The organism is Prochlorococcus marinus XMU1406 (assembly GCF_017696055.1).
Taxonomy (GTDB): domain Bacteria; phylum Cyanobacteriota; class Cyanobacteriia; order PCC-6307; family Cyanobiaceae; genus Prochlorococcus_A; species Prochlorococcus_A marinus_W.
On sequence record NZ_JAAORG010000001.1, the window covers coordinates 913,223 to 931,604 of the forward strand.

The window sequence follows — 18,382 nt, forward strand, 5'->3', positions numbered from 1 at the left end:
CCCTATATATTAAATTAAAAAAATAACCAAATTATTCTAGAAAATATCCTATTTTTAGGATTCAAGCCTTTTTATAGATTTCCCTAATTAAATTTAAAATCTTATTTATTATTATCAGAATCAACTTCTACGTCTATTATTTCATCTTTAACAGTTCTCTTTTTAGATTTTATTGATTTTACCTCTGGCTCTATTGTTTCTTCTTTAACTTCACTTGCTTCTGGTTCCTCTGATTTTACCTCTGGCTCTATTGTTTCTTCTTTAACTTCACTTGCTTCTGATTCCTCTGATTTTGCTTCTACCTCTACTATTTGTTCTTTAATTTCACTTGCTTCTGATTCCTCTGATTTTGCTTCTACCTCTACTATTTGTTCTTTAATTTCACTTGCTTCTGGTTCCTCTGATTTTGCTTCTGCCTCTACTATTTGTTCTTTAATTTCACTTGCTTCTGGTTCCTCTGATTTTGCTTCTACCTCTACTATTTGTTCTTTAATTTCACTTGCTTCTGGTTCCTCTGATTTTAATTTTGAACTTGCTAAGGTTTGATCTTCATCTTTACTTAAGAGGAATTTTAATAAATTTTTTAATAATAATAAACCTTTTTCAATTCTTTTTGGACCTAAAATTGAAAGCAAAATTACTAAAATTATGAATATTTCAGGTGAATTTAAACCTAATAGTTTCATAAAATTTCATATTCTATTTATATTTTAGTACATGCTAAAAATTTAATCTATTTATTCTCAAAAGTTGGTAAATAGAGTTCCCTATTTGATGCAATTAAACCTTCTTCTTTAAAAAATATCTCTAGGTCATTTAGATCATTTATATCTACAAATTCACCACAATTATCTAATATATTATTGTGGGTGAAATTCCATAAATTATCCAAATATTCGTCATCGTCTGGAAATGCTACAAATTTTAAATATGTATTATTCAAAGCATATTCACTAGCAAAATCAGAATCTAATCCTTCCATCTTAGCCTCACAAAAAACCTTAGCAAATCTTTTGCCTACAGAAGTTTGAGCACTAGATAAATCTAGATTACCTTGTATAGCTTTTACATTTATTGGTGCAATAAAAATAATTATTGGAAGAAAAAAAGATATTAATATAAACAAGAAAAAATTTCCCTTTTTAAATTTAGACTCAATCTAAACTAGCAAAAAAAGTAATCAATTAGGCTTTTTAAGTAAAAGCACTTCTTATAAATTAAGAAATAAATAGAAAACATAAAATCAACTCCATATCTGAATTTATAATAAAGAAAGGTTAAATAAATTAAAAATTATATGTCTTCAAATATAAAACTAAGAGGAAGGGGAGTTAACAGGATAATTACGAGTAAGGTCATGCTATCACCTTTAGCAGGAGTTACAGATAAAATTTTTAGGCGACTTGTACGTAAATGGGCTCCAAACTCTTTACTTTTTACAGAAATGATAAATGCCACAAGTCTTAAAAAAGGATTTGGAACACAAAAAATCAATCAAATAGATTTAGAAGAAGGTCCAATTGGAGTACAAATATTTGATAATAGGCCATATGCTGTTTCTGAAGCCGCGAAACAAGCTGAGGACTCTGGAGCTTTCTTAATTGATATAAATATGGGATGTCCAGTAAAAAAAATTGCCAAGAAAGGTGGAGGCAGTGCCTTAATTAAAGACCGAAAACTTGCTATGGAATTAGTCGAAAATGTCGTAAAAGCTGTCAAAATTCCAGTTACTGTAAAAACACGACTCGGATGGGATAGTAAAGAAGAAAATATAGAGGATTTCCTATTAAAGCTTCAGGATACGGGAGCAACAATGATCACACTTCATGGAAGAACTAGAAAGCAGGGTTTTTCAGGCAAGTCAGATTGGGAAATGATCGGGAGACTTAAAAAGTTGTTAGAAATCCCAGTAATTGCTAACGGAGATATCAAAAATCCAGATGACGCTCTTAATTGTTTAAAAAAAACAAATGCTGATGGTGTAATGATTGGACGAGGGATTTTAGGATCACCATGGAAAATAGGAGAAATAGATTATGCCATTAGAAAAAATAAAAACTTTAAAGAACCAACCACTGAAGAAAAACTATATTTAATTATTGAGCATCTTGATGAATTAATAAAAGAAAAAGGAGATCACGGCTTGCTTATTGCCAGGAAACATATCTCATGGACATGTAAAGACTTTAAAGGAGCATCAAATTTGAGAAATAACTTAGTTAGAGCTGTAGATAAAAATGAAGTTAAAAAATTAATAAATAAAATGATTAAAACTATAAATAATGAAAAAAATACATTAGCGTAAAACAAATCAATTCTTTTAATGAAAATAATTAGTAAAGAGACAAGTAAAAGAGTTTGTGATCATATGAACAATGATCACATAGATTCAGTTCACAAATATCTTATTCATTATGGAAAGATATCAAGCTTTGAGAATGCTTATATGGAAGAAATTAATAATAGTTATTTAAAAATCAATTACGATGGCCAGTCAGCAATTATCAACTTTAAAAATAAAATATCTGAAGAAGAAATTCATTCAACCTTAGTATCAATGATTAAAGAGATTAAATAATAAAATAATTTATATAAAAAAATCTAATTTTTATTTTCATAGTAATCAGTTATCTTTTTACATTCTTCAAATGAAAGCATGCTTAATCTAGATGTGGCTTTTATTTTTAGAATCGCACAAACAGCTAATAAATCAGAGATATCAACATTAATTGCTTCAGAAAGCTCTAGGACCCTAAGACCTTTCATTTTTATGAAAAAAAATCTCTATCTAAATTATCAGGAACTTTGAAATCAATGGGCTGCATTTTTTCCTAAACCTGCAACAAATGGAAAGGTTTGTTCATCTCCAAATATATCTTCTGCAGAAGAATTAGAAATATTATTTTTTTTATTTTTATCAGGCTTAATCTCTTCAAGTTCATTAGAAATATTATCTTTAATGTTATTTCCAATTTCTTTTGCTAATAAATTATTCGTATTAGAAAATATTGAAAAAACTAATACACATAAAAACAAAATAATTTTTTTCATAAAAAAAATTTATCTAATACTATTGTCATATGCCAATAAAGTTATTTAGAAAAAATGCACTTTTTTAAAACAATTCTAAATAAATCAAAGTAAAAAGTATTCATCTTCCCAACTTATTTCTATTTTTGAATCTAATTAAAAAATAAAGGCCTAATAATAAAAGAATTGCTAAGGAATACTGATTAAGAAAAACATAAACTATATATACGAGAAATGGGAATAAACATGCCCTCTTGAAATTTAATTTCTGTTCTTTTGACATATTTTTCCAATTTAAATATTCTTCCCATTGAAAAATCTTCTTCATTTTTCTACTTCTAGTATTACGATTAAACATAAATTTATAATTTAAGTTTTAGTGATTCTTATGTTATTAATAAACAATATTAATCTAGAATATCAAAATAATTTTTTTTCATTGAATAAAAATAATTTTTAAATAAAAAATGAACTCAAAACCAGTTTGGAAAATAGAAAAAATTGTTTTACCTCAACATGCCGACCATGCAGGAGTAATGTGGCACGGCACTTATTTTAATTGGCTTGAAGAAAGTCGAATAAATGCACTTTTAGAAGTAGGTACAAGTTATTTTGAACTTATTAAAAAAGGCTATGATTTACCTTTAATCAATACTTCAATAAAATATAAATCACCTTTATTACTTGGTGAAAAAATAACAATAGAAAGCGAATTCAATATTGAAAAAAGTCCACGGATTAATGTAATTTCAAAATTTCTTAATAATAGAAAAGAAATCTTAACGATTGCTGAAGTCAATTTAGTCTTAATAAATAAACGAAATTTTTCTATAATAAGAAAAAGACCAGATTTCCTATCGGAAGCATTTATTAAATTAAACGGTTGAAATTATTATCTTTTAATTGAAAGATTTATTAAATTATTAATTATGAATATATTTCAAGTTATTGATTCTTATCAATATGAAATGGAATCAAGATATCAAGAAAAATCAATGCTTACAAATCTTTTTACAGAGCACAAATTTATAGGATGGTTAGGGTTGTTTATAGTATTTTTCTCTATCTTTGCAATTTTCGTTTTTCAATTTCTTGAGTGGGAAAGTAATGACAATAATCAAAGTTAAGAAGATTTAATGCTTATAATTCAACTGAATGACTAAAAAAATGGCTATCTACTTAAAAATAACTAACCCTACAGAGGTTGTAAAAAAAAAGACCTCAAAATGGCTTACAGATATTACACCTGAAAGAATTGATAGAAAATTGGTCGAGGATGAAGTAATAAAAGGAATTATCGAGCAATTAACATTAGAAGGCATAAAAGGAGAAATATCAGCAATTAATGGGTTTGAAGTAAATGAATCTTCAGTAATAACAAAAAATAATTTTGTTATTAGAAAAACAAAAACTTTTTAGATAGAAAATAAAAATCTTTAATGAAAAATTTTTTTATTTTAATTATTTTTATCATTTTTTTAATTTTTATAATTGTAAGAGATTATCAAATTAAGAAGAAAAAGTTAAAATTAAATAATGCCTTAAATTCCAATTTCTTTATTCAAACAATTAATAAATTAATTGACGAGAACAAATACAATTTATTAGAGGAGAGGATCAGATTAAGGGAAATAGATGCTTACGGTAACGAGGATTATAAAAAATGGATTGGCAATCCACCTCTTGATGAAAAAGCCATTGAGAAAAATATATTTAATGGATCTAAGCGATTTAAAGTGGGTATACCATACTTCTATGAAAAAGTAATTTTAAAAGAATTTGGAAATACTGAATTATTTTTCGAAAAGTGGAGATCCTATTGTAATGAAAATCCTACTATTGATGATGAGATAATTGGATCTATTAGAAAGCTCGAGACTGAAGATTGGTTTGTTTTCATAGCAAGTCAAATTGAGAAATCATGCTTAAACCTAATAGAAAAAAACTACTCAAGTAAAAAAAATGGAAACTACAAAAAAGGTATTAGATTTGAAAATCATTGTATGGAAATTCTCAAACAAAATGGCTGGGAAGTAAAAGAAACCCCTATTACAGGAGATCAAGGGGTTGACTTAATTGCGTCAATAAATGATTTGAGAATATGTATACAATGCAAAGATCATGAAAAAGCCATTGGAAATAAAGCAGTTCAGGAAATTTCAGCTGGTAAATTATTTTGGAAAGGTACACATGCAATAATAGTCTCAAAATCTGGCTTCACAAAGTCTGCTCACCAACTAGCAAAATCAAATAAAGTGGAACTAATCAATGAATATCAATTAAAAGATTTAGAAAAGTTTATTGTTTAAAAAGTTTATATCAATCGAGTTAAGCCCTCTTTGTAAAGCAAAAGTGTTGTAAAAATTCCTGAGGCCCACATTAAACCTCTAGCTGTGGGGATATTAAATATATATGCACCAATATATAAAAAACGAAAAATAGGATGAATCAATGCTGCAATTATTGCAATATTAGAGTCAGTTAAACTAATCAAACAAAGAAGACATCCTGGTGCATGTAGGGAAATACTTTCCCAACAATTTTGATGACACCAAACTGCTCTTTTTCCAAAAGAAGGTAATTCATCGAATAAAGCCCTTGGAGCAGACATATTTTCAACAGAATATCCCGCTTTAATTCTCCCTATAGTTAATGGAATAATTGATAATAATACAACACCAACTGATAGACAAAGGCTCCAGGCAAAAGCTACTTGCATATGATTTAAATAATATTATTAGCTTAATAATTGAAGCTCGTTATCGTGATTAGTGAAAAATCATTACCATAGATAAAACTTTGCAAAAAATGCTGTAATTTATAAAAAAAATCATTTATGGATATTTCAAAGATAGTTTTAATTTTTGGCATAAGTTTACTAATATATTCTGCTTTTCTGTTTTTAGGATTTTTTCTTAAGAATAAAAATCTAAAGGCACAGAATCTAAAAAAAGAAGAATAGATTATTAATGCCACGAAAATTTACTATTTTCTCAATATTTTTATATCTTTTTGAATATATTTAATGGAAATAATATTTGATCCCAATAATAATAAGGGATATTTGAAATTAAATAAGAAAGTTGCTGGTATATGAAAAAATTTTATAAATTTCTTAAAAGTTTTCTTTTTATATCACTATGGCTTATTTTATCCTCATTTTTAACCCAATATTGGAATACCTTTCATTGGGAATATGTTTACTTAAACTTCAGAATTATATTTGATAAAGAATTTTGGTTTGTTGTAGAAAAAATTCTTTTAGGATTTGATATTGGTTACTGGTTAGAAGAAGCACTTAAATTCTTAAGTTATGAAATACCTAAAGAATCATTTAAATATTTACCAATTTATTTCGTATTAAAGTCTATTTGGATAAAGAATTAATTTCTATTTTTAATAGATTTTAATAAATTCCTTGAAATTCTTGAATAAAGTTGGTGAATTTATTTTTCTTAAAACAAATAAAGTTCCTTTATCACCTCTACAGATTCTAAGCTTATTGCTTAAATAAGTTATCTCTAACCACCCTAATTGTTCATAATTTATTTCTTTCATAGCCTTTATATTTTTTTTTCCAAATTTAGGACCTATAACACCAGCATGTGTAAATTTGACCCCAATTTTTTTTTCATTTATGTAATTAAGTCTTATTAAAATGCCAGTACCAATAATTGATTTTATTCCTCTAGGTTTAAGTAAATTAAGACCATTTAAATTTAAGGGATCAAGAATTTGAAGGTTATCAATAAAAGGAGACTATTTTAAAAAAGGACTATTAGAACTACTCCACCTTAGCTCCCAAACACCCTGCAAATCATTTCTATCTTTGCTAAAGGAAAAATTATGATCAATTTCAAGTTGTTCGGCAACATAACGTATACTCTCTGAATTTTGAGAATTAAGAAGTAAATTTAATAAATCATTTTCGGTTTCCATTTAATAAACGCTGGAGTATATAGCTAAGGATAAATACTTACCTCCATGTGCTATATTCTACCCAGAATATGTTGATTTGATGACAAAGAGCTATTGGCTTAAGAAAATTTCAATTCCAAATGCTGATTTATTTCTGGAATATATAAGGACAGTATTGCCTTGGATTAAATCTGTGGGAGGAGTAATAGTAAAAAGAGATTTAATACAAGAATCAACCTCAAATGAATGGGATGGAGGGCAGCTTGGATTAGTAATTGAATTCGAATCAAAATTTGCTGCTAAAAAAGCATTTTATTCTGAAGTATTTCAAAAATATCTGCAGTCCAGAGATTTAATTGAACTAGTTACTATAAGTACTCTTTAAAAAAAATCAACCAATATCGACCTCACACAAACAACTTATAAGTATTTATTACTATTAAATTATTTATGTAATATTTATAACTTCACTAGCAATAGTATATTTTGCAAAATTTAATTGTAAAATTAATCCGTTAATCAAATGAACTATTCAACAGAAAAAGATGATTATTTGATGACAACTCCATATACAAAGAAAATTCAGCAAAAATTTGAAAAGGTTAAATCTTTTTTAGAGCAAAATGGATTTAATCCTTCATCAGAGAGCTTAATGCAAGATATAGTTAGCTCAGAAGAATATATTGCTAAAAATGGCTTATAAAATATCAGAATATATTCAGAGTCCTTAAATAATAAAAACCGCCTATTAGAAAAGGTAATAATATTCCAATAAATAAAAATATGGATTTCTTTGATTCGCCTTCTGATATGGGGTTAATTTCTGGTTCAATTGCAAAACCATTTTGTCTACCACCGCTTTCGGTTGTATAACCTTTTTTATTCATAAGAAAAATAACTTATGCAGATTATCTCATGTAAAAACTTATTTAAAAAAATTTTTTACATTTAGAATTAAACTAATTTTAAGATCTAATAATTGATTTCAATCTGAGATTTCAATTTGGCAGCTTTTTTTAAAAGACCTACAACTTCCTTACGGCCAGTAGCAAACTCAGCCTTGTTAAGTAACTCGCTATATTTTTTTGTGATTTCTCTATGGTTCATTTTGGATATTATTGTCTATAAATTATAAAATTACTAAAAAAAGTTTTTGTATAAAAGATATCAAAAAAGAGTTTAAGTACCTTTACCTATTTAAACCAACCTTTTTTCTTTGGTTTAATCTCTTCTTTAATAACTTCTTTTTTTCTCCCAAATAATCCCTTTTTTTGGACTGTTAAATTCTCTTCAACAGGTTTAGATTTTCTGTTAAATAAGCTTTTTTTAGGTTCTTTTTTAATTGATTCTTTTTTGTCGGAAATCTTTGTTTTTTTAGGATTTAATTTTGATTTTTTTGGTTTGCTATCTGCAAATAAAGTTTGATATACAAAAAAACCAAAAACAGCAAAGAAGCCTAATGCCTGTACTAGAGCAGTTCCGAGATTATCAAACATTTAGGCCTCAACTTTGTATAGTGATTCTTTTTCTTTCGCTTCTATACATTTTTTATCATCAGACAAGCATTCAATTTCTGCTTTCTTCTCAGTATGAGAACTGCAGCCACCTGCATTTGCATTAGATATTGAAAACAAAGTTAGTACCCCTAAAATTAAGGCGCATGAGGTGTTAATCGGTTTCATGAGTTTTATTTTTATTATGGAAAAATAATTTCGCAATTGCGAAGATAATCTTCTCTTCTGCTAAAAGTATCCCCTTTTTATATATCTATTTGTAGTAATTAACTAAATCGATAATTAATATCGCTAATAATGAAAAACCTAAAATGAAAGGTAAATAAGGATATTTATTTAAAATTTTGTTTAGTTGATTTTTCGATGTTTGTTTTTCCTTTTTCTTTTCTCTAGGTGGTAAGCCTAAATCTTCCCTTCTCTTAGCTTCTCCCATAATTTTTAAACTATTTATGACTATTCTATATACCTAGTAGTAGTAGTGTATTGTTCTAGATTTAAATTATTAACGGTTAAATTAATTTAAATTTTGGATATATTAAAAATATATACAAAAATTACATGATAGAAGTAGTTTGGTCAGTAAATATAATGATTGCAATTCTTATTATTGGTGTTGCCTGGGTTCTTTATTACATATTTACTTATGATCAAAAATTTACTTCCTAGATAAATGTCAGAAAAAGATCTTAGTAATTTTCTAAAAAAAATAGAGCAACTTAATCAAATTGCTGAGCTAATAAAAAATAATCCTAGTAAAAAGTTATCCCTTTCAAAATGCAAGAATCATGATGAAGTAATTAAATTAACCACTGAATGGGGTTTTGATATTGGTAAAAGGTGGGGAGAATATTAATTGATTTTATTACCAGCATTATTAAAATTGCCATCAACATCAAATTAAATTCCTAAGATTAATTAGTATTTCTTGTATTGGAGTTATGAAAGAAATTGGAGAGATAAAGTCAAATATATTTAAAATAGCTGCTGTTACAGATAGAGGGCAAAGATTAAATAAATTAATTTCTCCTATGTATGAGGAAAAAGCTAATGAAATGGATGAATTGATTGATGCTCTTAAAGACTTTAGTTTTGAAATATCAGAAAAATTATTGTCTGGAGAGTGGGAATTAATTTTTTCTAATGTTGAATTATTTCGAAGTTCTCCTTTCTTCCTTGCTATTGAAAAGGCCTTAAATGATGAATTTAAAAGTAATCTTTTTTTTAAATTACATCAGTTGCAAGTAGGATCCTTTGGCATATCAACTATTGGGAGAATTGCTCAAAAGATTGATTTTGAAAAAAAAGAATTTATATCTACTTTTGACACTACAATATTTGGGCTTACAACTATTCCTATCTTAGGTTGGTTCAAACTATTGCCTACTTTTGGTGGAAGAGTAATAACCCTAGCAAGTGATTTAGTTTTAAGAAATAATTTACTTGATATGAACTTACAAAAGACAAAAGTTTCCAAAGTTGATGGACTTAATAAGATTCCATTATTTAGTAAATTACTTATGGATAGATGGTATCCAGTTAAAGAGGTATGGAATAAGTTACCTTGGAATAAAGAATCGCCAAATTGCCAGGTTTCAATTGTATATTTAGACGATGAAATGAGAATTATGCAGGATATGTATGGGTCTATTTTTATTTATATAAGGCCTTCAATCTCCTTGTTGAATTCAAATTCAATCTCTAATGATTAATTAAAACACTTAAAATACTACCAGTAATTAAATTCAAGATAATAATCCAGATCCTTTCAAATAAAATTTAAATAAAAGAATCACTAAAAGGTTTACTATTGCTAAGGCTACTAAGCCATTTCTGTTTTTTACATCTAATTTCTTAACTAAATTAGAAAGATAAACTACTGGATTTTCTGGCTCTTTATTATCCAAATTTTATTTAAATATTAATTTGACAAGAAAATATCACAGTTTCATTTGAAGAATCAAAATTGTAAAGATGAATATCCAAAAAGAAATAAATAATTTTTAACCCATAATTCCTGCATTTCTTAAAAACGCTTTACCCATATTGCCAATTACAAAAAATAGAGACAGATTAATTAAAAGGACTATTAATAATGCCAACATTTTATAGTTTGGATTAGTTGAAATGCCATCAAATCCATTATTAAGAAATCTTTTAAAAAGTGATTTGTCAATTTTTAGTTTTTGTTGCTCAGAATCAAGTTTTACTTTTTCTTCTGAAGAATCTTGATTACTTGCTTTCTCTAGAAATTCTGTAAATGCCTTAACATTTTCTTCTTTTTTATTCCCCTCATTAAGATCTTTATTGTCCTCATTCAAATTGGGGGACGATTCGATTGAATTATTTTCCTCAGGATTAAGTTTTGAATCTTCCAAATTAATAGTAAATGCTAGGAGTATATTACACCATAAAAAAACCCACTCGATCAATAGAAGAGAGGGTTAGCTAAGGTTAAAGTTCCTATTTTGATAATAATTTATTTTAATTAAATTTGCGGTTGTAGCATAATGAAGTTTTAATTTAGATTATATTCAAGGCGATTTTTTTCGTACACATGTTAGATGCAAATACTAAAAAAGCATGTAAAGATGATCCCTCAATAAGAGAAATTAAAATTAGAAATATAGAACATGCTATTGAACAAGCAGAATTGATGATAAAAGAATCAAAAATGAGCCAAGAAGAATTAATCTTTTTAAAAAGAAAAATATCGGACTCAAGACAAGATTTAGAGATACTTTATTTAATGAAAATTCAATGAATATAAATTTGTTAATCTTTAAAAGGATTGAATTTATGCAAAGAAAATTAATTTGTATATTTGAAGACTTATAAAGTTTAAAGGGAATGTAATTATTTGTATAAAGGTTCTAGTTATGTCTAAAAATAATCTATATATACCTTTAAAGGTTGTTCCATACATCTTCATTTCAATTACTGCCATAGCAATAACAGCAGCTACATATGTAATTACTTAGTTCTATAAGCTATGTAAAGTTTTGAGATATTAAATAAATTAAAATATTTGTAATAACTAATTGTATGAATAAATTCAAAATAGCAATTTTTACAATATCAATAATCATATTTTCCCTAATTGGGATTAAAAAATTAATTTATATAAATCAAGTTAAAGATATAAAAAATAAAGAAGAATCATTTTTAAATGAATCTATACGTGTTTTAAATGAATGTTTCGATCTAGAAAATAAAAATAAAAGAACTCTTAATAAATCAATTGAATTAATTGAGTATTGCTTAGAGGAATATGGATATAAAAACTGATTTCAAAACTTGAATGATGAATTTCCTTAATACTCCATTAATATGCAAATAAAAATTTCTCATCAATAATCTTGTTATGTTCCATGATTTTTTATTAATAATATTTTCCTAATTTAATTTTTTTAAAATGACTAAAGTTAAATGTTCTTATTTAGGAAATTTAAACTGTGAGGCTATTCATCTACAATCTGGAAGTCTTATTAGAACTGATGCACCTTTAGATCACTGCGGTAAAGGTGAAAGTTTTTCCCCAACTGATTTATTAGCAACATCTCTAGGTACTTGCCTGCTAACCATCATGGCAATTAAAGCCAAATCGAAAGGATTTGATTTGGAAGGTATATATTTAAATATTGAAAAAATAATGACACAAAATAGCGAAAGGAAGATAAAAGAACTAATAATAGATATTTTTATACCAGAGAGCACTTCTAATGAAACTATTGATTTTTTGAAAAAAGCTTCCAAAGAATGTCCAGTTACAAGAAATTTATCTCAAGAAATAGATATTAAAATTATTTGGCATCATGAATAAATCTCAAACATAGTAATTACAAAAATATAATGAAATACTTTATTGGAATAATCATTCTTTTATTTGGAATATATATAATTACAGACTTGGCATTAAAGACTAGGTATACAAGAAAAAGACTTTCAAAAGGAAAAAAATAAATCTTTTAAATTTTTATATTGCAGATAAAGTTAATAGATTTATTTTTGCAATAAGAATTAAGTCATATTTTAGTCTAATTTTTTCACTATTTTTTGGTCAATCAAACTAATCAAAGGGATCATGAAATTTACATTTATTCCAACAGTGCACCATGCATAAATAATAAGAAAAAATATTTTTATAAATAAATTAGGGGGTAAGGTGAAAAATATTTTGAAAAACCCTCCAATGAATAATACTAATATTCCAATTTGAAAAAGACCTTTGATTATCCATTTAAGTCCATTTTTTTTAATGTTTTTATAAAACCAGAAAAAAACAAAACTAAATAATAATAAATATATAAAATTTATGATCATCTTTTTGGAGAAAATCTAATAAATTTGCCATTATCAAGGCATGATGATAATTATCACTTTTTTATCTGCTGATTTTTTTAAAAAAAAGAAAAGTTATACAAAAAACAATAAAAACAAATTATTTTTTTAACTTTTTATCTTAAAACATTTTGGATTTTAGTAAATCAACTCTTTTTTGATTCACTCCCAAATCACTTTCTCCAACTCTTGATTCTGATCTTATTGATAAGATGTTTGATTCAGGTAAAAAGGATACTTCTAAGTCGTCTACATACTTCATCCATTTACTGGTTGCCTCTGCATGAAGATAATCGCCATCAATTTCTACAATCTCAGTTCTTGGAGTGTTTTCTATAAATGATTTAATCTCTTCAAAAGGTTTCTCAAGATTATTTACCTCCCATTCTTCTCGTACACAATGAGCAATTTCTACACAAGGTTTTAGTTCTATATGTGAGGCAAATGATGAAGAAGGGAATATAAAGCTTGAACAAATTAAAATTGCTAAAAAAAGTATTTGCATTAACAGAAGAATTTAACGATTCATAATCTAACGAATTAAATTACTAATTTGTAATGAAGACCTAATTATTTTGTAAGAAAGCATATTTGTTTTTTATATTCAGAATCTAATATGTACTTCTAATAATCCCCAAAAAAAAAGATCCCTCAAAGAGAGATCTTTTTAAAATTGATTTATATCAAGTGTTTCCTTGTTTCCACTGAAATAAATCAATTCCTCCTACACACAATCCTAATATCACACCTAAATTCAAAATATGTAATATCTAATAGACCTCTATCTTAACTGTCACATGGCAAAAAATACAAAAAGTACTCAAACATCAAGGTCGAGTACTTTTAAAGTTATCAGAAAAAAGTGTGTGAGGAGTTTCTGATGTGTTCAATCTACTCCGTAGGGAATTTAAAAGGCTACAGTATAAATTACTAATTATTTAAATCTTTCAGAAAAATTGGGCGTTGATGAAAAAAATAATCAAAAAAATAAAAAATTAATGAAAAGCATTTACAAAAAAATCATTTTTATTATTTCAACAATTGCTCTTTTTTCAGTAATAGTAGGTGTTGTCAAATATTCGCTTACTTATATTGAAAATAATCCCGAAAAATACTTACCTTTACAAAAGTAAGACAAAAATTAAGTATAAATTCACTTCAAAAAATCTAAAAAGTGTCTTAAATATGATCTACATTGACAGCTTGAGTCATGAAAATCAAAAATACTTCAGTTCTTAATCAGAATAATATTCATTTAAGTCAATTTAAAAATAAGCATAAATATCAAATACTTGAAAATTACTGGAAGAAAAGAAAGAAAGAATGTGAAAAAAATCTTTCAAAATTTTGCTAACCGATAAATTATGAATTTTATTTTTTCTTTTTTATTAGCATCTGTAATGTGGGTACAAGTTCCACAATGGGAAGCTGACTGGTCAAAATGTGCTGTAGATGTTCCCGATTCGTCATGTCACTGGTACGTAGCTGCTCCCGATAATACTTTTGGGGAAGGATTTAATTGGGAAAACGCTCCTTGGTTTGATGCTAATGGATTACAGGATGTAGCTAAGATTGAGAAAGAATCTGTAGTAGAAAAACTTCAGAATAACTAAAGTTTCTATTTCATCAATTAACTTTTAAAAGTATTTAAATCTAGTTGGTTAGTGGTTAACTTTTGATTAATTAAATAATTTTTATGCGTTTCAAAGTAAGTCTCAAAAAAAATGGAAAGGAATTTGATGAAGTTGTTATAGCTAATAATAAAAAAGAAGCTATGGAAGTAGCTTTAAAAAACAATCCAGAAGCTCAAGCATTAAACTCTGATTGGACATTTAAGATTTAATTATTTGCGAAGCTTAGGAATTAAAAGGGACGCAACACAAATAACGCTAATTGCAGGTCCAGGCGAAAGATTAAAGACTATAGAGAGAATAAATCCAAGAAGTGAGATACATAATCCAAAAAATGAAGACCTCATCATTGCAATTCTTAAACTATGAGCCTTATTTAGCCCTAACAAAGTTGGCGTAGAAAGAAGAGCAATTACAAGAATTACTCCCACTGCTGACATTGAACTAACAATTACTAGTGCCGTTGTAAAACTCAAAGCAAGATTTAATAATGAAACGTTTATGCCACTTGCGGATGCACCTTCTGGATCTAATCCAACATAAACTACCTTTTCATATCCAAAAGTCATTAAAAATATAAATACTAAAAAAGCAATTATTGTTCTAAGTAAATCTCCAAAATTTGCTGTCAATAAATCGCCAAATAATACTGCCTCCAAATCAATCCTTATTCCGAGTAAAGGGATTATAAGGACCCCAAACCCAAGCATTCCAGCGAGAATAGTATTCATAACTGCTTCATAATTTTCACTTTTTCTATTAGTTAAACTTTCCGCAATTACTGAGCCCAGAAGACCACTTATAACACCACCAATTGAGGGGTGAATTCCAAGCGCTAATGCGAGAGCAAGTCCAGGCAAAACACAATGAGAGATTAAATTAACTTGTAATAATCTCTTATGGGTGATTAATACAGTTCCCATAGCTGGGCATAAGATCCCGGAAAATATAGTTATTATTAATGGAACCAACCACCAGTTGTTATTAATAAAAGACATTATTCGAAAGATTCGGTATGATCAAAAATACGAGACAAAAAAAGATTTTGGAAACAATGGTAACTAAGTCTGACATTACCAAAAGACAAGAACAACTTCTCGAAGAACTTAATAAATGCGAGGATGAATTGAGCGGTCAAGAATTGCATAGGCAGTTGATCACAAAAGGCAAATCTATGGGGTTGACCACTGTTTATAGAAATCTGCAAATCTTGATAAAGCATGGATTAATTCGTTCCAGACATCTCCCAACAGGAGAGGTTCTTTACACTCCCGTAGACAGAGATATTCATCATTTGACCTGCGTTCAATGCGGAGAGACTTCGAAAATGGAAGGTTGTCCTGTTAAAAATATTCATGCCCCTAAAGAAAATCCAAGAAAGTTTCAACTTTTGTTTCATACACTCGAATATTTCGGCCTTTGCCAAAACTGTTATCAAGCTCAAAATTAAGAAGGAACATTTTCTAATCACAGAAATTATTTTCCTTTATAGAGCTTATGTTTATCGCATCTAATTTATCTTTTATATGATCAGGACTACCAACTGCTAAAACGCTTTTATCAAGAACTATTACTTGATCATAATTATTTAGAGACTCGCCCCAATCATGGCTACTTACGAGTAAAGAAAGTCCCGCATCTGCGAGTTGACGAACAATTTTCAGGAAGTCCTCTTTTGCGGGGGGATCCAATGCCGCACAAGGTTCATCCAGAAGAAATATTTTTGCAGGAGACATAAGAGTTTTTGCTAATAGAGCTCTTTGTTGCTGTCCTCCTGAAAGAGAATCGAGTCTTCTATTAGCCAAATTAGCAATTCCTACTCTTTGCATTGTCGCTTCTAATTCACAACATTTATTAATCCAAGAATTAGGATATTCTAGAAGAGCCTTGATTTGAAAAGGGTTATTACTTCTTGATTTTGAATACTTTATTTGACCAAGAGATACCAATTTTTCAACTGTTATGGGAAACTTCCAATTCATAGAACTTCTTTGAGGCATAAGTGCCACTAAAGCTCTAGATCTATATAAATTTTCACCGTCAATTTTTATATCGCCTTTATCTGGAGTATTTTGTCCTTGCAATATCCTCAAAAGAGTGGATTTACCGGCACCATTTGGACCTACTAACGCTGTTAAAGTTCCAGGTTTAATCTCAACCGATACCTTATTTAAAGCTGGCTTACTTTTTTTTGTGTATGCATATGTTAAATTTTCAGCGACTAAAGTAGCCATTAATTAATCTTCATGAAAAAAGTCACTTTACAAGCTTACCAATAATACAAGCTGCGTATTATTTTCATAACATTTGATACCTTTTCTTGTCAGACGCAATGAAAATGATTATCATTTTTAAGTATTTAATAACTTTTTATGTCAATTTTTAAAAGACTTTTATCAAATAAAAAAGGTTCAAGAAAGTCAATTATTAAAAATTCCGTAATCGCTGGAACGATTATATTTTCTGGTTTTGGGCAGGATATCATGGCTAAAGGAAAGTCATACGTTGCAGTTGAACCACTAGTTTGTGATTTAGTTAAATCAATTGCATTACCATCTGACGAAGTTACATGCCTAGTAGATAGAAAACAGGATGTTCATGATTTAAAGATCAATCCAAGACAAGCTCAATTACTAAATAGCGCAGACAAAGTATTCACTCTTGGCAAAGAAATGACTCCAAGTATGAGGAATTGGGAAAGTAAAAAGAATACTGTTGTTGTAGGTGTTAGTGCAATAGACGTAGATGATCATTCTGATCATGAAGGTCACGATGACCACTCAGACCATGGTGGACATGATGATCATGCTGAACATTCGGCTAAGGTAGATGATCATTCTGATCATGGAGGTCATGATGATCATTCAGACCATGGTGGACATGATGATCATGCTGAGGGTGCTTTCGAATGGGCAGGTAAATTCCAACTTTCTAAGGGTTCATACAAATGGTCATTTGAAAAAGTCGATGGAGAATATGCAGATCCTGCAATGAAGATGGTAATTCTCAAGTCTAATGATATAGAAGGATCTGAAGATTTAGCTAAAGAATTATTAGGATCTAAAGACTCAATAAGCAGAAAAAATAATGGTACTTTGATCGCAAGTAATAAAGCTTTTATTCTTAACTTTGATCAAAGAAAAGAAAGCACTGTTTTTAATGTGGATATCAAAGAAGATGGTGAATATATATTTTTTACTGAACACATGCCTTTTGAGTTTGAAGCAACTCAACACTTCTTTAAAGACGTTTTAAATAGTGATGTCGAGCCAATAGCACAAGTACCAGACGAAGGAGAGGGACATCATCACCATCATGACCATGGAGGTCTAGATCCACATGTATGGCATGATCCACATAACATCATAAAAATGGGAGATGTTATAAGCAAAAGTTTAAAGAAAGATATTTCAGTTTTTAATAGAGGGGACAGAAAATTAATTAATGAAAGATTTGAAAAAGCCGATTCACTCTTAGAAGGCTTAGATAGTTGGATCGTCGAACAAGTAAGCTCTATTCCTGAGGAAAACAGAGTAATTGTTTCTAAACACAAAGCAATGGAATACTACGGTGATGCTTTTGGTTTTGAAACTATTAGTTTACTTGACTTTCTTGGAGACTCCTCAAGCTTAAGGCCAGAGAACATAAGTTCTACTTTGAAAATGTTAGATGAAGAGAAAGTTCAGGCAATATTTCCTGAACAAATTCCAGCATCTAAGTTATTAAGAAACTTAAGTAGACAAAGTTCGGTTCCTTTAGCTTCTAATCAAATATTCGTTGATGGATTGATGATGGACGGGAATACGGTTTCAGTAGCTGTTCACAACACTTGCACAATTGTTGATTCATTAGGAGGAAGTTGTGATAAAGAATCTGGCTCCAATCTTGAGTCTGAATGGTACAAACTTTCAGATTAAATTTTTCTAGTAAAAACGGTTTTCATTTCTTATT

The 18,382-nt window shown here is 28.2% G+C and carries 36 protein-coding genes; 19 read left to right on the plus strand and 17 right to left on the minus strand.

The features are described from left to right. Positions 1–101: 101 nt before the first annotated feature. Together HA149_RS05300 and HA149_RS05305 are read right to left on the minus strand one after the other, a co-directional pair. Entirely contained in the window at positions 102–686 is a 585-nt protein-coding gene (locus tag HA149_RS05300; RefSeq protein ID WP_209113684.1) for a cell surface protein, read from the minus strand. A gap of 47 nt (positions 687–733) precedes the next feature. Then, on the minus strand, positions 734–1,126 hold the full coding sequence (locus HA149_RS05305; RefSeq protein WP_209113687.1) for a hypothetical protein: 393 nt from the start codon (positions 1,124–1,126) through the stop codon (positions 734–736). 171 nt (positions 1,127–1,297) lie between these two features. Here HA149_RS05305 and dusB point away from each other — a divergent pair, with 171 nt between their 5' ends. Together dusB and HA149_RS05315 are read left to right on the plus strand one after the other, a co-directional pair. Continuing rightward, positions 1,298–2,305 carry a tRNA dihydrouridine synthase DusB gene (gene dusB / locus HA149_RS05310; RefSeq protein ID WP_209113689.1) on the plus strand — a complete coding sequence of 336 codons (1,008 nt, stop codon included), beginning with the start codon at positions 1,298–1,300 and terminating at the stop codon, positions 2,303–2,305. Between the two features lie 18 nt (positions 2,306–2,323). Beyond that, positions 2,324–2,578, plus strand: a complete 255-nt coding sequence (locus HA149_RS05315) for a DUF2470 domain-containing protein (protein WP_209113691.1) — start codon at positions 2,324–2,326, stop codon at positions 2,576–2,578. Between the two features lie 23 nt (positions 2,579–2,601). Here the strand turns inward: HA149_RS05315 and HA149_RS05320 are convergent, their stop codons facing one another. Beyond that, positions 2,602–2,766, minus strand: a complete 165-nt coding sequence (locus HA149_RS05320) for a translation initiation factor IF-2 N-terminal domain-containing protein (RefSeq protein ID WP_209113693.1) — start codon at positions 2,764–2,766, stop codon at positions 2,602–2,604. Positions 2,767–2,811: 45 nt separating this feature from the next. Next, positions 2,812–3,051, minus strand: coding sequence for a hypothetical protein (locus HA149_RS05325; protein WP_209113695.1), 240 nt, complete (start codon positions 3,049–3,051; stop codon positions 2,812–2,814). 446 nt (positions 3,052–3,497) lie between these two features. Here HA149_RS05325 and HA149_RS05330 point away from each other — a divergent pair, with 446 nt between their 5' ends. From HA149_RS05330 to HA149_RS05345, 4 genes are read left to right on the plus strand one after another with little or no spacing between them, the layout of a single operon-like run. Further along, positions 3,498–3,917 carry an acyl-CoA thioesterase gene (locus HA149_RS05330; protein WP_209113697.1) on the plus strand — a complete coding sequence of 140 codons (420 nt, stop codon included), beginning with the start codon at positions 3,498–3,500 and terminating at the stop codon, positions 3,915–3,917. Between the two features lie 42 nt (positions 3,918–3,959). Then, on the plus strand, positions 3,960–4,157 hold the full coding sequence (locus HA149_RS05335) for a hypothetical protein (RefSeq protein WP_209113699.1): 198 nt from the start codon (positions 3,960–3,962) through the stop codon (positions 4,155–4,157). A 40-nt stretch (positions 4,158–4,197) separates the two neighbouring features. After that, on the plus strand, positions 4,198–4,449 hold the full coding sequence (locus HA149_RS05340; protein ID WP_011818540.1) for a hypothetical protein: 252 nt from the start codon (positions 4,198–4,200) through the stop codon (positions 4,447–4,449). A 20-nt stretch (positions 4,450–4,469) separates the two neighbouring features. Next, complete coding sequence (locus HA149_RS05345; RefSeq protein WP_209113701.1) at positions 4,470–5,339, plus strand: restriction endonuclease; 870 nt, start codon at positions 4,470–4,472, stop codon at positions 5,337–5,339. Between the two features lie 5 nt (positions 5,340–5,344). On the opposite strand, the gene HA149_RS05350 is transcribed toward HA149_RS05345, so the two are convergent. After that, complete coding sequence (locus HA149_RS05350; protein WP_209113703.1) at positions 5,345–5,749, minus strand: MAPEG family protein; 405 nt, start codon at positions 5,747–5,749, stop codon at positions 5,345–5,347. 374 nt (positions 5,750–6,123) lie between these two features. On the opposite strand from HA149_RS05350, the gene HA149_RS05355 reads away from it, so the two are divergent. After that, a complete protein-coding gene (locus tag HA149_RS05355; RefSeq protein ID WP_025962451.1) occupies positions 6,124–6,417 on the plus strand; it encodes a hypothetical protein in 294 nt (97 codons plus the stop codon). 9 nt (positions 6,418–6,426) lie between these two features. On the opposite strand, the gene HA149_RS09650 is transcribed toward HA149_RS05355, so the two are convergent. Both HA149_RS09650 and HA149_RS09655 read right to left on the minus strand, forming a co-directional pair. Beyond that, on the minus strand, positions 6,427–6,588 hold the full coding sequence (locus HA149_RS09650) for a PAP/fibrillin family protein (RefSeq protein ID WP_348535634.1): 162 nt from the start codon (positions 6,586–6,588) through the stop codon (positions 6,427–6,429). A gap of 201 nt (positions 6,589–6,789) precedes the next feature. After that, on the minus strand, positions 6,790–6,969 hold the full coding sequence (locus HA149_RS09655) for a hypothetical protein (protein WP_348535635.1): 180 nt from the start codon (positions 6,967–6,969) through the stop codon (positions 6,790–6,792). Between the two features lie 79 nt (positions 6,970–7,048). Between HA149_RS09655 and HA149_RS05365 the strand changes: the two genes are divergently transcribed. Together HA149_RS05365 and HA149_RS05370 are read left to right on the plus strand one after the other, a co-directional pair. Beyond that, entirely contained in the window at positions 7,049–7,333 is a 285-nt protein-coding gene (locus tag HA149_RS05365) for a DUF1330 domain-containing protein (RefSeq protein WP_209113705.1), read from the plus strand. A gap of 138 nt (positions 7,334–7,471) precedes the next feature. Continuing rightward, positions 7,472–7,651 (plus strand): hypothetical protein, encoded by a 180-nt coding sequence (locus HA149_RS05370; RefSeq protein ID WP_011863071.1) that lies wholly within the window; start codon positions 7,472–7,474, stop codon positions 7,649–7,651. 4 nt (positions 7,652–7,655) lie between these two features. On the opposite strand, the gene HA149_RS05375 is transcribed toward HA149_RS05370, so the two are convergent. The 5 genes from HA149_RS05375 to HA149_RS05390 form a co-directional block, all read right to left on the minus strand. Then, positions 7,656–7,835, minus strand: a complete 180-nt coding sequence (locus HA149_RS05375) for a hypothetical protein (RefSeq protein WP_011818547.1) — start codon at positions 7,833–7,835, stop codon at positions 7,656–7,658. Between the two features lie 85 nt (positions 7,836–7,920). Continuing rightward, positions 7,921–8,055 carry a hypothetical protein gene (locus HA149_RS09585; protein WP_257469857.1) on the minus strand — a complete coding sequence of 45 codons (135 nt, stop codon included), beginning with the start codon at positions 8,053–8,055 and terminating at the stop codon, positions 7,921–7,923. Positions 8,056–8,141: 86 nt separating this feature from the next. Beyond that, entirely contained in the window at positions 8,142–8,444 is a 303-nt protein-coding gene (locus tag HA149_RS05380; protein ID WP_209113707.1) for a hypothetical protein, read from the minus strand. Beyond that, on the minus strand, positions 8,445–8,630 hold the full coding sequence (locus HA149_RS05385) for a hypothetical protein (RefSeq protein ID WP_225866345.1): 186 nt from the start codon (positions 8,628–8,630) through the stop codon (positions 8,445–8,447). An 85-nt stretch (positions 8,631–8,715) separates the two neighbouring features. Next, complete coding sequence (locus HA149_RS05390) at positions 8,716–8,895, minus strand: hypothetical protein (protein WP_025923300.1); 180 nt, start codon at positions 8,893–8,895, stop codon at positions 8,716–8,718. Between the two features lie 237 nt (positions 8,896–9,132). Between HA149_RS05390 and HA149_RS05395 the strand changes: the two genes are divergently transcribed. Together HA149_RS05395 and HA149_RS05400 are read left to right on the plus strand one after the other, a co-directional pair. Further along, positions 9,133–9,315 carry a Nif11 family protein gene (locus HA149_RS05395; protein ID WP_025926609.1) on the plus strand — a complete coding sequence of 61 codons (183 nt, stop codon included), beginning with the start codon at positions 9,133–9,135 and terminating at the stop codon, positions 9,313–9,315. Between the two features lie 85 nt (positions 9,316–9,400). Next, positions 9,401–10,171 carry a PAP/fibrillin family protein gene (locus HA149_RS05400; protein WP_209113709.1) on the plus strand — a complete coding sequence of 257 codons (771 nt, stop codon included), beginning with the start codon at positions 9,401–9,403 and terminating at the stop codon, positions 10,169–10,171. A 33-nt stretch (positions 10,172–10,204) separates the two neighbouring features. Here the strand turns inward: HA149_RS05400 and HA149_RS05405 are convergent, their stop codons facing one another. Continuing rightward, complete coding sequence (locus HA149_RS05405) at positions 10,205–10,366, minus strand: hypothetical protein (RefSeq protein ID WP_011818555.1); 162 nt, start codon at positions 10,364–10,366, stop codon at positions 10,205–10,207. Positions 10,367–10,462: 96 nt separating this feature from the next. Then, the gene (locus HA149_RS05410) at positions 10,463–10,837 is read right to left on the minus strand and encodes a hypothetical protein (protein WP_025970259.1); all 375 of its coding nucleotides are present in this window, start codon (positions 10,835–10,837) and stop codon (positions 10,463–10,465) included. Positions 10,838–11,016: 179 nt separating this feature from the next. Between HA149_RS05410 and HA149_RS05415 the strand changes: the two genes are divergently transcribed. The 3 genes from HA149_RS05415 to HA149_RS05425 all read left to right on the plus strand — a co-directional run bounded on the left by HA149_RS05415 (position 11,017) and on the right by HA149_RS05425 (position 12,282). Next, positions 11,017–11,223 (plus strand): hypothetical protein, encoded by a 207-nt coding sequence (locus HA149_RS05415; RefSeq protein WP_025891758.1) that lies wholly within the window; start codon positions 11,017–11,019, stop codon positions 11,221–11,223. Positions 11,224–11,504: 281 nt separating this feature from the next. Next, positions 11,505–11,747 carry a hypothetical protein gene (locus HA149_RS05420; RefSeq protein WP_025933639.1) on the plus strand — a complete coding sequence of 81 codons (243 nt, stop codon included), beginning with the start codon at positions 11,505–11,507 and terminating at the stop codon, positions 11,745–11,747. 127 nt (positions 11,748–11,874) lie between these two features. Beyond that, positions 11,875–12,282: an OsmC family protein gene (locus HA149_RS05425; protein ID WP_209113711.1), complete on the plus strand. Its 408-nt coding sequence runs from the start codon at positions 11,875–11,877 to the stop codon at positions 12,280–12,282. A 639-nt stretch (positions 12,283–12,921) separates the two neighbouring features. Here the strand turns inward: HA149_RS05425 and HA149_RS05430 are convergent. Continuing rightward, positions 12,922–13,305 carry a DUF1499 domain-containing protein gene (locus HA149_RS05430; RefSeq protein ID WP_209113713.1) on the minus strand — a complete coding sequence of 128 codons (384 nt, stop codon included), beginning with the start codon at positions 13,303–13,305 and terminating at the stop codon, positions 12,922–12,924. A gap of 705 nt (positions 13,306–14,010) precedes the next feature. Between HA149_RS05430 and HA149_RS05435 the strand changes: the two genes are divergently transcribed. The 3 genes from HA149_RS05435 to HA149_RS05445 all read left to right on the plus strand — a co-directional run bounded on the left by HA149_RS05435 (position 14,011) and on the right by HA149_RS05445 (position 14,643). Beyond that, the gene (locus HA149_RS05435) at positions 14,011–14,154 is read left to right on the plus strand and encodes a hypothetical protein (RefSeq protein ID WP_206537409.1); all 144 of its coding nucleotides are present in this window, start codon (positions 14,011–14,013) and stop codon (positions 14,152–14,154) included. A 10-nt stretch (positions 14,155–14,164) separates the two neighbouring features. Beyond that, complete coding sequence (locus tag HA149_RS05440; protein ID WP_011376589.1) at positions 14,165–14,413, plus strand: hypothetical protein; 249 nt, start codon at positions 14,165–14,167, stop codon at positions 14,411–14,413. 83 nt (positions 14,414–14,496) lie between these two features. Further along, positions 14,497–14,643 (plus strand): hypothetical protein, encoded by a 147-nt coding sequence (locus HA149_RS05445; RefSeq protein WP_011863089.1) that lies wholly within the window; start codon positions 14,497–14,499, stop codon positions 14,641–14,643. Here the strand turns inward: HA149_RS05445 and HA149_RS05450 are convergent, their stop codons facing one another. Next, positions 14,644–15,429 (minus strand): metal ABC transporter permease, encoded by a 786-nt coding sequence (locus HA149_RS05450; protein WP_209113715.1) that lies wholly within the window; start codon positions 15,427–15,429, stop codon positions 14,644–14,646. It abuts the gene before it with no gap. Positions 15,430–15,446: 17 nt separating this feature from the next. Between HA149_RS05450 and HA149_RS05455 the strand changes: the two genes are divergently transcribed. Next, positions 15,447–15,881 carry a Fur family transcriptional regulator gene (locus HA149_RS05455; protein ID WP_209113717.1) on the plus strand — a complete coding sequence of 145 codons (435 nt, stop codon included), beginning with the start codon at positions 15,447–15,449 and terminating at the stop codon, positions 15,879–15,881. Between the two features lie 13 nt (positions 15,882–15,894). Here HA149_RS05455 and HA149_RS05460 read toward each other — a convergent pair whose 3' ends face one another. Then, positions 15,895–16,665, minus strand: a complete 771-nt coding sequence (locus HA149_RS05460) for an ABC transporter ATP-binding protein (protein ID WP_209113719.1) — start codon at positions 16,663–16,665, stop codon at positions 15,895–15,897. 138 nt (positions 16,666–16,803) lie between these two features. On the opposite strand from HA149_RS05460, the gene HA149_RS05465 reads away from it, so the two are divergent. Next, positions 16,804–18,348 (plus strand): metal ABC transporter solute-binding protein, Zn/Mn family, encoded by a 1,545-nt coding sequence (locus HA149_RS05465; protein ID WP_209113721.1) that lies wholly within the window; start codon positions 16,804–16,806, stop codon positions 18,346–18,348. Positions 18,349–18,382: the final 34 nt, after the last annotated feature.